General features: G+C 62.5%; 10 protein-coding genes. All 10 read left to right on the top strand.

Features of this window, described 5'->3' with window-relative positions:
* Positions 1-156: 156 nt before the first annotated feature.
* The 10 genes from PHS32_RS00405 to PHS32_RS00360 all read left to right on the top strand — a co-directional run bounded on the left by PHS32_RS00405 (position 157) and on the right by PHS32_RS00360 (position 12,876).
* Positions 157-2,112: a prolyl oligopeptidase family serine peptidase gene (locus PHS32_RS00405; RefSeq protein ID WP_301076769.1), complete on the top strand. Its 1,956-nt coding sequence runs from the start codon at positions 157-159 to the stop codon at positions 2,110-2,112.
* Positions 2,109-4,082, top strand: a complete 1,974-nt coding sequence (locus PHS32_RS00400) for a sialate O-acetylesterase (protein ID WP_301076768.1) — start codon at positions 2,109-2,111, stop codon at positions 4,080-4,082. Before PHS32_RS00405 ends, PHS32_RS00400 begins: the two co-directional genes overlap by 4 nt.
* A 59-nt stretch (positions 4,083-4,141) precedes the next feature.
* Positions 4,142-5,173 carry a glycerophosphodiester phosphodiesterase gene (locus PHS32_RS00395; RefSeq protein WP_301076767.1) on the top strand — a complete coding sequence of 344 codons (1,032 nt, stop codon included), beginning with the start codon at positions 4,142-4,144 and terminating at the stop codon, positions 5,171-5,173.
* A 175-nt stretch (positions 5,174-5,348) separates the two neighbouring features.
* A complete protein-coding gene (locus PHS32_RS00390) occupies positions 5,349-6,614 on the top strand; it encodes an extracellular solute-binding protein (RefSeq protein ID WP_301076766.1) in 1,266 nt (421 codons plus the stop codon).
* A 30-nt stretch (positions 6,615-6,644) separates the two neighbouring features.
* Positions 6,645-7,577: a sugar ABC transporter permease gene (locus tag PHS32_RS00385; RefSeq protein ID WP_301076765.1), complete on the top strand. Its 933-nt coding sequence runs from the start codon at positions 6,645-6,647 to the stop codon at positions 7,575-7,577.
* 442 nt (positions 7,578-8,019) lie between these two features.
* Entirely contained in the window at positions 8,020-8,850 is an 831-nt protein-coding gene (locus PHS32_RS00380) for a carbohydrate ABC transporter permease (protein ID WP_301076764.1), read from the top strand.
* 25 nt (positions 8,851-8,875) lie between these two features.
* Positions 8,876-10,210, top strand: a complete 1,335-nt coding sequence (locus PHS32_RS00375) for a GH1 family beta-glucosidase (RefSeq protein ID WP_301076763.1) — start codon at positions 8,876-8,878, stop codon at positions 10,208-10,210.
* A gap of 1 nt (position 10,211) precedes the next feature.
* A complete protein-coding gene (locus tag PHS32_RS00370; protein WP_301076762.1) occupies positions 10,212-11,270 on the top strand; it encodes an ABC transporter ATP-binding protein in 1,059 nt (352 codons plus the stop codon).
* 146 nt (positions 11,271-11,416) lie between these two features.
* A complete protein-coding gene (locus PHS32_RS00365) occupies positions 11,417-11,665 on the top strand; it encodes a helix-turn-helix domain-containing protein (RefSeq protein WP_301076761.1) in 249 nt (82 codons plus the stop codon).
* A complete protein-coding gene (locus PHS32_RS00360; RefSeq protein ID WP_301076760.1) occupies positions 11,662-12,876 on the top strand; it encodes a type II toxin-antitoxin system HipA family toxin in 1,215 nt (404 codons plus the stop codon). The genes PHS32_RS00365 and PHS32_RS00360 overlap by 4 nt, the downstream gene beginning before the upstream one ends.
* The last annotated feature ends 38 nt before the right edge of the window (positions 12,877-12,914 follow it).

The raw sequence follows: 12,914 nt of genomic DNA, 5'->3' as shown, positions 1-12,914 counted from the left end.
TATCAGGGGATTCCCTAGGTTTTGAAGAAATTTCGGTCGCTTGAGCAAAAAAGCCGGGCTCATGAAAGTGCGATAAAGTCGGCCCGCGCCAGCTGCCGCACGAGGCACGCATGGTCACCAAAAATCATCTTTAAACAAAATGGGGAGCTTGTCACAATGACCTGGACTTTGTCTTTTTTTCGCCGCGTTGTGCCGGCGTTGTTGCTGCTGGCGCTGGCCGGTGCCAGCTTCGCCCAGACCCGTCTGCAGGATCTGTTCAGGAATCCCAAGTATGGCTCCGCCAGCCTGTCGCCCAACGGCAAATACCTGGCCACCACGGCCAATATCGGCGGCCGTTTGCAGTTGGCCGTGGTGGACCTTGAAACCGGCACGGCCAGCAACGCGGCCGGTTACGAGACCTTCGATATTCAAGGCATACGCTGGATCAACAACGAGCGCATCGTGTTCCATATCGTGGACCGCGAAGGCGAGCAGATTTCGTCCGGTGCCGGCCTCTTTGCGATCAACCGGGATGGCAGCCAATCGGCCGTCCTGATGCAATCACCGGAACATATCCTGGGACGCCTGGACCATGCGGCATGGGTCTCCGAGCCGCGTGGCATGCAGATGGTGGGCGTCTCCGAGGAGCAGCCCAACAACATCCTGGCTTTGGGCTACTTCCCGAACGGCAATGTGGTGCCGTACCGGGTCGACAGCCTGACCGGCAAGCGCAAGGAAATCGACTTCGATGTCAAGGGGTTGGCCGTGGGTTTTGCTTTTGACCGCAAGGAGCAGCTGCGCGTGGTGGTCACCGCCAATGCGACGCACAGCGATTTGGTGGTCTGGTACCGCGAGCAGAACGCGCCAGACTGGCGCAAGCTGTCGGAACACCCGTCCTTCGCCCCCAGATTCACGGTGCTGGGCTTCGACGCCGACGACACCACCCTGTTGGTCTCCGCGCCCACCAGCGAGGGCCGCTTAGGGGTCTACAAATACGACTTCGCCAACAACCGACCGGGCGAATTGCTGGCCTCCGACAAATCGGTGGACGTCGGCGGCGACCTGGTGTTTGCCCCTGATTCGCGCAAGCTGCTGGGTGTGCGCATGCAAACCGAGCCACCTCGAACCGTCTGGTTCGACAAGAGCCTGGCCACATTGCAGGCCGGCATCGACAAGGCTTACCCCGGCCTGGTCAACGTCATTCATCCGCGCAATGCCCAAGCGCCGATGCTGATCCATTCCTACTCCTCGACGCAGCCGGGCCAGTACGCGCTCTATTTCCCGGACAAGAAGAAGCTGCAAAACCTGTTTGCGCTGCGGCCCTGGATAGCACCCCAAAAAATGTCGGCCCAACTGGTGTATGACTATGTGGCGCGTGACGGCTTGCCCATCATGTCCTACCTGACGCTGCCGCAAGGTCGTGAAGCCAGGGCGCTGCCGCTGGTGGTGAATGTGCATGGCGGCCCCTGGACCCGGGACCACTGGGGTTTCAATCCGGAGGTGCAGTTTCTGGCGGGCCTGGGCTACGCCGTGCTGCAACCGCAGTTCCGCGGTTCCACCGGCTTTGGCGCCGCCCATTTCAGGAAGTCGTTCGGTCAGTGGGGCCTGGCCATGCAGGACGACGTCACCGACGGCGTCAACAGCCTGGTCAAGCAAGGCGTGGTGGACCCGAAACGGATCTGCATCATGGGCACCAGCTACGGCGGCTATGCCACCATGATGGGTCTGGTGAAAGACCCCGATCTGTACCGTTGCGGCGTCAACCTGCTGGGACTGACCAACCTGGCGTATTACCTTTCGGATTGGAACAAGTACCGGGTCTCCGAATACTCCCTGAAGGAAATGCTGGGCGATGGCGACCTGCTGCGCGACCAGTTCATTGCCACCTCCCCATCGAAGCAGGCCGACAAGATCAAGGCGCCGGTGTTCATGGCCTATGGCGAGAAAGACTACCGGGTGCCGCCGGTGCACGGCGAGGAAATGCGCGACGGCCTCAAAAAACTGGGCAAGACGGTGGAGTACATGGAACTGGAGAAAGAGGAACACGGTTTTGCCAAGGAGGAAACCCGTTACCGCCTTTATGGCGCGATCGAGACCTTCCTGAAAAGATACAACCCGCCCCAGCAACCATGACCATGTTTGCCAGGGAGAAATGGCTGCGCAGCTCATTGCTGGCAGCGCTGCTGTTGACAGCGGGGGCGGCGGCGCAGGCCGAGGTTCGCTTGGCCCGCATCTTTTCCGATCACGCGGTGTTGCAGCGCGGCCAGGCCATTGCGGTGTGGGGCTGGGCGCGTCCCGGTGAGCCGGTGCAGGTCGACTTCAACCAGCAGTCCGGCCGCGGCAGCGCCGACGCGCATGGCCGCTGGCGTGTGCTGCTCAAACCGGAAGCAGCCGGCGGCCCCTATACCCTGACGGTCCGGGGCGACAACACCGTCAGCGTGAAGGATGTGCTGGTGGGCGAGGTCTGGCTGGCCAGCGGCCAGTCCAACATGGAATTGAACGTGGGGCAGTCGAATGACGCGGCGCGGGAAGTGGCGCAGTCCAATTGGCCGCTGATTCGCCATTTCAAGGTGGCCAAAACCATGGCCTGGCAAGCGGCGGACGACATCGGTCCGGGGCAGTGGCAGGTCAGCAGCCCGGCCAGCAGCGCCGAGTTCTCCGCGGTGGGCTATTTCTTTGCCCGCAAGCTGCAACAGGAGCTGGGTGTGCCGATCGGCATCATCAACGCTTCCTGGGGCGGTAGCAACCTCGAAACATGGCTCAGCGCCGATGCGCTGGCGGCGCACCCGACATTGGCGCTGGCGCCCCTGCCGGTCAACCTCGACGCGTTCAGGGAGCGCTACCGGAATCGAATGCAGGACCTGGTGGCCGCCTGGCAACCCGGCGTCGCGCCGGCGGACGATAGCACCGTACCCTGGCAGCAACCCGAGCTGGACGACAGTGCCTGGACCACCCTGCACGCGCCCCAGTATTGGGAAGAGCAGGGGCTGGAGGACTTGGACGGCGTGCTGTGGTACCGCCGCGCCATCGAGTTGACGGCGCCGCAGGCGGCAGCCGCGGCGACCCTGCACCTGGGCATGATTGACGACTGCGACGAGAGCTACGTCAACGGCCGGCGCGTCGGTGCCAGCTGCGGCTGGGACACGCCCCGGCATTACGCCCTGGCGCCCGGTCTGCTCAAGCCCGGCAACAACGTGCTGGCGGTGCGCGTGACCGACACCGGTGGCGGCGGCGGATTCCATGGCGCGGCCGCTGCCATGCGCCTGCAAACAGGGAGCGACAGCATTGCGCTGGCCGGCGATTGGAAGGCCAGGGTGGAGAGCCCTTCGCAGAAGGAGCAACTGACGCCCAACGATCTGCCGACCCTGCTGTTCAATGCGATGATCAGTCCGCTGACCGACTTCCCGGTCCGAGGCGTGCTGTGGTACCAGGGCGAAAGCAATGTGACGCGGGCCCACCAATACGCCCAGACGTTTCCCCTGTTGATCAAGGACTGGCGGCGCCAGTGGCAGCAGCCCCAACTGCCTTTTTACTTCGTGCAACTGGCGTCCTTTCTGCCATTGGAAAAAAACAGCCTGGCCGGAAGCAACTGGGCCGAGTTGCGCGAGGCGCAGCGCCAGACCTTGCAACTGCCGGGCACCGGCATGGTGGTGGCGACCGATATCGGCGATGCCAACGACATCCACCCGCGCAACAAGCAGGCCGTCGGCATGCGGCTGGCGCTGCACGCCTTGAAGAACGAATACGGCCACCGCCAGCTGGTGGCCAGCGGGCCGCTGTACCGGTCGCTGCGGCGGCGCGGTGCGCAGCTGGAACTCAGCTTCACCGACGTTGGGCGGGGTCTGGTGACGGCCGACGGCGGCGTGTTGCGCGGCTTCACGCTGGCCGATGAGCGGCGGCAATTCCTGCCGGCCCAGGCGTGCATCGAAGGCAGCAAGGTGATCGTGTGGCATCCGGCCATGGCTCACCCGCAGGCGGTGCGCTACGGCTGGGTCGACAATGCCGAGGAAAGCAATCTGGCCAATCGCGACGGCTTGCCCGCATCACCGTTTCGCAGCGACGACTGGCCGGGCCTGACGGACCAGGCCAGGTACCGCTATTGAACCGGACAGCGCCTCTTTCATCCGCCTGCTTTACCATGGCACATTTCCGGCAGCATCGCATGACAACTCACAACACTTTTTCTGGTGGCGTCGACCTGTTTCGTGGCCGCCAATTTTCCTGGGTCGCGTGGGCCTGGCTGCTGGGCCTGACTTGGCTGGCGCTGCCGGTCCACGCGTTCGACCTGCAGTCGCATCGCGGTGGGCGCGGACTGCGGCCGGAGAACACACTGGCCTCGTTTGAAAACGCCATCCGGATGGGCAGCACGACGCTGGAGCTGGACATCGCCATCACGGCCGACGGCGTTCCGGTGATTTCACATGACTCGGCGCTGAACCCGGCCATCACGCGCGATGCCAGCGGCCAGTGGTTGACCGAGCGCGGCCCGCTGATCCATGCCTTGACGCTGGCCCAGGTGCAGAGCTACGACGTCGGCCGCATCAACCCGGCCAGTCGCTACGCTAGCGAGTTCCCGCAGCAGCAGGCGCGCGATGGCCAGCGCATTCCGACGCTGGCGGCGCTGTTCAAACTGGTCAATCAGCTGGGCGCCAAGGATGTCCATTTCGACATGGAGACCAAGATCAATCCGCACTACCCGCAAAGCACGCTGGCACCGGAGGCTTTCGTCAACGCCATGCTGGTGGTGATCCGCGAAGCCGACATGACAAAGCGCGTGATGGTGCAGAGCTTCGACTGGCGCACGCTGGAGCTGCTGCACCAGTTGGAGCCGGCGCTGCGCACCATGTACCTGACGATAGAGGCGCCCGACTTCAATACCTTGAAAGACGGCTCCTGGAGCGCCGGCCATCTGCTCAAGGACCACGCCGGCTCGGTGCCGCGCATGGTGCGCGCCTCGGCCGGCCAGGCCGCCGGCGTGATCTGGGCACCGAACCAGAACAACCTGACCGCGGCGCTGCTGAAAGAGGCCCAGGGCCTGGGTCTGCAAGTCATCCCCTGGACCGTCAACCAGCCGGCCCAGATGGAGCGCCTGATCGATTGGGGGGTGGACGGCATCATCACCGACTACCCGGATCGCCTGCGCGAGACGATGCGGCAAAAGGGAATGGCGCTGCCCCAAGGCGTGGGGAATTGAACTCAAAGTAGGTGCTGGCCAGCCCCGGTTTGCGGGTAGCCGGTCCAACTGGCTCAATTTGAGGTAAAGTGGAAACCTTTCCAATTCCCTTGCGGGTGCTTGGATTGAACGCAATTGACAATGATCGAAAGACGATCAGTGCGGTGAATAAAAGCAATTCGAGGTGACAAATAATATGCCTGCTAATGTGCCCCGTACCGTGGGCAAAATTCTGGCGCTGGCGCTGTGGCTGATCGCCGCCACCGGTTGGGCGCAGGCCCAGAGCCAGACCTTGTCGGTGACAGCCTACCCGGCGGTGGACGAGATTATTCGCGCGGCCCTGCCGACCTGGAACAAGCTGCACCCTGGTGTCGAAATCAAACTGGTGAGTCGCAACTTCGACGATCACCACACGGTGATGAACACCGCGCTGTCGACCTCGTCCAACCTGCCAGACGTGATGGTGCTGGAGTTCTCCCGCGTTGGGCGCTACATCGATGGCGGCGGGCTGGAGGATCTCTCGAAGCCGCCGTACAACATCCAGAAGGTGCGGTCCAAATTCATCCCTTTTGCCTACCAGCAGGCGATTGCCAAGAACGGCGCGGTCATGGCCGCGCCGGCGGACGTCGGCCCGGGCACCTTGCTGTACCGCACTGACGTGCTGAAAAAGGCGGGCGTGACCGAGGCCGAGTTGACACAGTCCTGGGATTCGTTTGTGGCCGCGGGCGAGAAGATCAAGGCCGGCACCGGCGCCTATCTGATCTCGCACGCACGCGACCTCAAGGACATCGTGATCCACGCCAACATCAAACCCGGCGATGGCTTGTACTTTGACGCTGCCGGTCAGGTGGTGGTGGACTCGCCGCGTTTTGTGCATGCGTTTGAACTGGCCCGGCGCGTGCGCCAGCACAAGTTGGACGCCAAGGTATCGGCCTGGTCCAACGAGTGGACCCAGGGTTTCAAGAACGGCACGATTGCCACCCAAATGTCCGGGGCCTGGCTGGCTGGCCACCTGGCCACCTGGATCGCACCCAACACCTCCGGCCTGTGGCGTGCCGCACAACTCCCCGAAAATGCCTGGGCGGACTGGGGCGGCAGCTTTTACGTGATCCCCCGAGGCGGCAAGAACAAAACGCTGGCCTGGGATTTCATTCAGCTGATGACCCAGAACCGCGACATCCAGATCATGGCCTTCAAGACCAAGGACGCGTTCCCGGCGCTGCTGGCGGCCCAGGATGACCCTTTCTATGATCAGCCGATCGCCTTTCTGGGCGGGCAAAAAGCGCGTCTGCTGTGGCGTGAAGCGGCTCTCAAGTCCAGCGCCATTTCGGTGAACAAGCTCGATGCCATCGCCGAAGAGGTCGTCAACACCGAGCTGGACAAGGTGCTCAACCACGGCAAAGACATTCCCCAGGCCCTGGCGGACGCCAAGCGCCTGCTGGACCGGCGGGTGCGCCGTTAAACCAGTCCCAAGCCAACGAGGAACCACAGCATGCGCCCCAGCATTCCCCGCCTCTCGCCCGAGTGGGCACCGTACGTGTTCTTGACCCCGTTCTTGCTGCTGTTCGCGGTGTTCGGCATCTTTCCCTTGCTGTTCTCGTTCTACCTGGCGTTCCAGTCGTGGGAGCCCACCGCGGGCTTGTCTGCGATGAAGTTTGTCGGTCTGGACAACTTCACCTTCACGCTGGGCGACGAGTGGTTCTGGAAGTCGCTGGGCAACACCCTCTGGCTGGCCCTGGCCGCCGGCGTGCCGCAGCACCTGGTGGCGATTCCGCTGGCCACCTTTATTCACAGCGTGTTCAAGCGCGGGCGCAACGCCGTTGTGGGCGTGTACTTCCTGCCCTACATCACCTCCACCGTGGCCATCGCCATGATGTTCAGCACCTTGTTCTCCACCGAGCACGGCATGATCAATCAGGGCATTCACTACCTGAGCCAATGGACGCTGTTCAACTGGTTTTTGCCCGATCAACCGATCGACTGGCTGGGCCAGGCCGAGACCCTCAAACCGGCCATCGCCACCGTCGTGTTCTGGCGCTATGTCGGCTTCAATCTGGTGTTGTACCTGGCCGCGCTACAGACCATTCCCAAAGACCTGTACGAAGCCGCGACCATGGACGGCTCCGGGCGCTGGCAGCAATTCTGGTTCATTACCCTGCCCAGCCTGCGCCCCATGATCTACTTTGGCGTGACGCTGAGCGTGATCGGCGGCATGCAACTGTTTGAAGAACCCTTCATCCTGACATCCGGCAAAGGTGGCACCGATCAGGCGGGTATGACCACCGCCGTCTACATGTACCGCACGGCCTTTGACTTCAACGACTTTGGCACCGCCAGCGCCTTGTCGTGGCTGCTGTTTATCTTTGTGCTGGCATTGACCTGGCTCACCAACCGGGCGTTCCGCGAAAGGCAGGTGAAGGCATGAAAGATTGTTTCCTCCATCCGCTCGCTGCGCGGGCTGTGGCCCTGCGGGCCGGCTCCTCTTTCCCCACTCGTACCTCTCCGAGGGGTTTTCTTTACCCCCCCTATCCCCCCCGCCCCTTTCCACCCCCACCGGGGCGGAAAGGGGAGCCCCATTTGGCCGCGTATGCGAACGAAGCGAGTGCATGGCGAAAGGTTTGTACCGTTGCATCTTGTGCGCGTCAGGGCACCTCGACAATTCACCTTTTGTTGGCCGGCCCACGCAGCGCGCGTCGGCGCGTGTACGTGTCTTGTTTCGCACGCGGCCAAATGAGGCTCCCCTCTTCCGCCCGGCGGGGCGGGAGAGGGGCGGGGGGGTGTGAGTGGGGAAAAAGGCCCCTGCCCGAAGGGCAAACCGCGGCGCCGGCGCGCAGCCTTTCCGCGCAAAGCGTTCAGTGGGGAAACAAATGATTCGTCAAGACCGTCTTGCCCCGTGGGCGGCCTACCTGCTGGTCGGCGCGGGCGCGCTCATCATGCTGGCGCCGTTCTATTTCATGTTCGTGTTTGCCACGCATTCGCGCAGCGACATCTTCAGCCTGCCGCCGCCGCTATTTTTTGGCACCGACTTCCTGCCGAACTTTGCCATCCTGACCGGGCGCATCGCCTTGTGGCGCAGCCTGGGCTGGAGTCTGTATGTGGCGCTGGCCTCCACCGCGCTGACGCTGCTGTTTTGCTCCATGGGCGGCTACGCGTTTGCCATGTTCGAGTTTCGCTTCAAGAAGCCCTTGTTTGCGCTGGTCATGGGCACCATGATGCTGCCGTCCTTTCTGGGGATGATCCCCAGCTTCATGATCATGGACGCGCTGGGCTGGATCGACCAGCCGCGTGCCCTCTACATCCCGGGTGCGGCCAGCGCCTTTGGCATCTTCATGATGCGCCAGTTCATCACATCGAGTATCCCGCGCGACCTGATCGAGGCCGCACGCATGGATGGCTGCGGCGAGCTGCGCATCTACTGGAGCGTGGTACTGCCGCTGCTGCAACCCGCCCTGGGCACGTTGGGACTGATCACCTTCATCGCCTCCTGGAACAACTTCATCGGTCCGTTGGTGGTCATGCGCTCACCCGAGATGTACACCTTTCCGCTCGCGCTGCGCGGCATGTATAGCCCGGGCGATACCGAATGGGGGGCGCTGCTTGCCGGCGCGGCCATCGCCACCGTGCCGTTGCTGGTGCTGTTTGCCATTTCCTCGCGCCGCCTCATCGACGGCTTGACGGCCGGCGCAGTGCGCGGCTGATTTCGATTTTTTTATGACCATTGTTATGACCACCATATCCAGTTCCGCATTTCCCAAGGACTTCGTCTGGGGCGTTGCCACCAGCGCCTTCCAGATCGAGGGCGCCGCCGACGCCGACGGCAAAGGCCCTTCCATCTGGGACGATTTCTGCCGCATTCCCGGTGCCATCCAGGACGCCAGCGATGGCCGTGTCGCCTGTGACCATTACCAGCGCTGGGAAGCCGATCTGGACCTGATCGCCGGCCTGGGCGTAGCCGCTTACCGCTTCTCGGTGTCGTGGCCGCGCGTGCAGCCGCTGGGCTCGGGTGCCTTCAATGAAGCCGGTTTTGCGTTTTACGAACGGTTGGTCGATGGCATGCTCGCGCGCGGCCTCAAACCCTATCTGACGCTCAATCACTGGGACTTGCCCTCAAACCTGCAAGCCCAGGGTGGCTGGCAGAACCGCGACACGGTGCAGCACTTTGTCGCTTATGCCAGCGAAGTGGCGCGCCGGCTGGGCGACCGCGTGGCCTCGATCTGCACCCACAACGAACCCTGGGTGGTGGCGGTGTTGGGTCACGAAGTAGGCAACTTTGCGCCCGGTATCAAGAGCCGTGCCGCAGCCATTCAGGTGGCACACCATTTGTTCTTGAGTCACGGCATGGCGCTGACGGCCATGCGGGCGCAAGGCTGCAAGGCCGACATGGGCATTGTGCTCAACCTGTCGCCGATAGATGCCGCGAGCGACTCGGAGGCCGACCGGGCGGCGGCGCGGCGCGCCGACGGCGGCGGCTTGCGCTGGTATGTGGAGGCGCTGCTGAAGGGTGAATATCCGGCCGACGTGCTGGCCGACCTGGGTGCCGATGCGCCCAAGGTGATGCCCGGCGACATGGAGAAAATCAAGGTGCCGATGGACTTTCTTGGCATCAACTACTACATGCGCAGCGTCGTCAGTGCCGGCCAGCCGTGGGACGTCAAGACCAGTGGCCATGAAATCACCGACATGGGCTGGGAGGTCTATCCGCAAGGCCTGGCCGACCTGCTGTTGCGCCTGCACCGGGACTACAGCTTGCCGCCGATCTACATCACCGAAAACGGCGCCGCCTTCCCGGACCAGGTGGTGGACGGCCAGGTGCATGATGCGCGGCGCCAGGCCTATATCGAAAACCACATTGCGGCACTGGCCGATGCCATGCGCCAGGGCGTGCGGGTGGACGGCTATTTTGTCTGGAGCCTGCTGGACAACTTCGAATGGTCCTCCGGCTACGCCAAGCGCTTCGGCATCGTGCGGGTGGACTACGACACGCAGCAGCGCACGCTCAAGGACAGCGCTTTGTGGTACCGCGATTTTCTTGCCGCGCAGAAGAAACGAGGAGTCTGACATGGGACATCTGGCGCTCAAAGGCATTCGCAAGAGCTACGGCGACGCGGCCGTGATTCACGGCGTCGATCTGGAGGTGCGCGACGGCGAGTTTCTGGTCTTCGTCGGGCCCTCGGGTTGCGGCAAATCGACCATGCTGCGCATGATCGCCGGGCTGGAGAGCATCAGCGGAGGCGACTTGCTGATCGACGGCCAGCGTGCCAACGATCTGCGCCCGGCCGATCGCGGCGCCGCCATGGTGTTCCAGAGCTACGCCTTGTACCCGCACATGACGGTGGCCGAGAACATGGGCTTCTCGCTGCGCATGGCCGGCATCAGGAAGAGCGAGCGCGAGCAGGTGGTTGCGCGCACCGCCGAGGTGCTGCGCATCTCGCACCTGCTGCCGCGCCTGCCCAAAGCCTTGTCCGGCGGCGAGCGCCAGCGCGTGGCGATCGGCCGCGCCATCGTGCGCAAGCCCAAGGTGTTCCTGTTCGACGAGCCGCTGTCGAATCTGGACGCCGCGCTGCGCGTCACCATGCGCATCGAGCTGTCGCGCCTGCACAAGGAACTCGGCACCACCATGATCTACGTGACGCACGACCAGGTGGAGGCCATGACCATGGGCGACCGCATTGCCGTCTTCAACCAGGGCCGGGTCGAGCAGCTGGGTGCGCCCATGGACTTGTACGCGCGCCCGGCCAACGAGTTTGTCGCCACCTTCCTGGGTGCGCCGCGCATCAACCTGATCGGCCGGCCGGCAGCGGGTGCGTCCGCCGCGCACGCCGCCTTGTGGCGTGCCGCTGCGGCGCAGGCACCGCAAGACAGCAGCAAGGTCGGCATCCGCCCCGAGCACCTGCACCTGGGCAGCGCGGAGCAGGGCGTGCCGGCCCAAGTCATGCTGGCCGAGCATCTGGGAGATGCCTCCATCATTCACTTGCGCGTCGACGGCGTCGATGATTTGCTCAGCGCCAAAGTGGCGGCGCTGGAGGGGCGCGTGACGCCCGGACAAACAGTGGGTCTGAGCTTCGATCTGGACGCGGCGCTGGCGTTTTCCGGGGACGGGGTGTTGCTGGGCGCATAGCTGATCGCAACAGACGCGAGACCTGCGCTATGCGTCAGGTCTCAATTGGATTTGCGTGATGACCGCAGCCCTGCCCGCAGCGATCTGATCACTCAAAAATGTATCGTTTACAAGACAAAACGAATTAAAAGTATTATTATCGATACATGGATCAATCCTTTCATTTGCAAAAGCTGGGTTTAGCCTTCAAAGCCATGCGCACCAACCGCGGCCTGACGCAAGAGGCGCTTGCGCGTCTGGCGGGGGTGACGCGCTTAAAGGTGATTGCCATTGAAGCGGGGCGCAGTTCGGTGTCGATCGAGAGCCACGCCAGACTGGCAGGCGCATTGGGTGCTGAAATGACACTGCTGCCACGCACCCGGCCGACACTGGATGAGCTGAAAGATTTTCAATGAACGATGCCACTCATCTGCGCGTCAGCACGCCTCAGGGCGAAGCGGGAGAGTTGACGCAGGAACAGGGACAGTTCTTGTTTGCCTACGGCCCGGCCTCGGCCGACGCAGCAGTTAGCCTGACCATGCCGGTCCGCAAGGCGCAATATGCCCGAGCTGCTTTGCACCCCATCTTTCAGATGAATCTGCCTGAAGGTTTTTTGCTGGAAGAGTTGCAAAACCGCTTGGCCAAAATCATCCCTCTGGAACCCATGCTGCTGCTAGCCCTGTCAGGCGGGCAGTCGCCTATTGGCCGCGTGGCCGTGCAGTCAAATTTCGTAAACCCTTTGGCGGGTGAGCAGGGCAAAGGCGAGCGGCTGAGTGAAATACTGGCCTGGGACGGCACCGAGAGTCTATTTGCCGAACTGGTGGACAAGTACATCTATCGCACCGGCATTTCTGGCGTGCAGCCCAAGGTGTTGGTGCCGCAGGCCATGGCGCCCCAGGTGATGGAGCCGGCCCATTCCAAGGCAACGGTGCGAACGCCGGATTTGATCGTCAAAAGTGGTCGCCAGGAATATCCCGGCCTGGCAGCAAACGAGTTTCTCTGCATGAGCATTGCCAAGGAATCGGGTTTGGTGGTACCCGAGTTCTATTTGTCGAACAACAAAGAGTTGTTTGTCATGCAGCGGTTCGACAGAACGCCTGATGGCATCCCCATAGGGTTTGAGGACATGGCGGCTTTGGCCGGATTCTCAGCACGCGACAAATACAAAACCAGTTACACCCATGTGGCCAAGCTGGTTGAGGCGTTTGCCTCAGGCCCCCACGTCATCCCATCCTTGCAGGCACTTTTCGATATGGTGGCGCTGACTTGTGTGGTGGGAAATGGCGATGCGCATTTGAAAAACTTTGGCCTTCTCTACACCGACCCGACCCGCAGCGACTGTCGCTTGGCACCGACCTTTGATGTGGTCAACACCACGGCCTACATTGCCGAGGATGTACTGGCATTGGATTTGTGCGGGCAGAAGTCATTCTTTGCGGTTCGCCAAGGATTGTTGGATTTTGCCAAGGTATGCCAGGTGCCCGATCCCCGTGACAGGGTGCAGCGGCTGATACTGACCGCAGAGCTGGTAATCCGGCGTGAAGCCGAAGTGGCAGAGTCCATTCCGCATGTGGTGGCAGCCATTCAACAGTGCATGGACATGCTCAAAGAAGTTTTCTTTGATTAAGAACTTGTCCCAATAGGCTGGACGCAAGCCAAGTGATG

This window comes from Rhodoferax sp., assembly GCF_028714215.1.
In the GTDB taxonomy this organism is placed as follows: domain Bacteria; phylum Pseudomonadota; class Gammaproteobacteria; order Burkholderiales; family Burkholderiaceae_C; genus Rhodoferax.
This window is presented reverse-complemented; position numbering and strand designations above follow the sequence as displayed.

Excerpts from the sequence above, each read along its gene's own strand:
- PHS32_RS00365 (WP_301076761.1), top strand. The coding sequence starts at position 11,417 with ATGGATCAATCCTTTCATTTGCAAAAGCTGGGTTTAGCCTTCAAAGCC.
- PHS32_RS00370 (WP_301076762.1), top strand. The coding sequence starts at position 10,212 with ATGGGACATCTGGCGCTCAAAGGCATTCGCAAGAGCTACGGCGACGCG.
- PHS32_RS00385 (WP_301076765.1), top strand. The coding sequence starts at position 6,645 with ATGCGCCCCAGCATTCCCCGCCTCTCGCCCGAGTGGGCACCGTACGTG.
- PHS32_RS00400 (WP_301076768.1), top strand. The coding sequence starts at position 2,109 with ATGACCATGTTTGCCAGGGAGAAATGGCTGCGCAGCTCATTGCTGGCA.
- PHS32_RS00395 (WP_301076767.1), top strand. The coding sequence starts at position 4,142 with ATGACAACTCACAACACTTTTTCTGGTGGCGTCGACCTGTTTCGTGGC.
- PHS32_RS00405 (WP_301076769.1), top strand. The coding sequence starts at position 157 with ATGACCTGGACTTTGTCTTTTTTTCGCCGCGTTGTGCCGGCGTTGTTG.
- PHS32_RS00375 (WP_301076763.1), top strand. The coding sequence starts at position 8,876 with ATGACCACCATATCCAGTTCCGCATTTCCCAAGGACTTCGTCTGGGGC.
- PHS32_RS00360 (WP_301076760.1), top strand. The coding sequence starts at position 11,662 with ATGAACGATGCCACTCATCTGCGCGTCAGCACGCCTCAGGGCGAAGCG.
- PHS32_RS00380 (WP_301076764.1), top strand. The coding sequence starts at position 8,020 with ATGATTCGTCAAGACCGTCTTGCCCCGTGGGCGGCCTACCTGCTGGTC.
- PHS32_RS00390 (WP_301076766.1), top strand. The coding sequence starts at position 5,349 with ATGCCTGCTAATGTGCCCCGTACCGTGGGCAAAATTCTGGCGCTGGCG.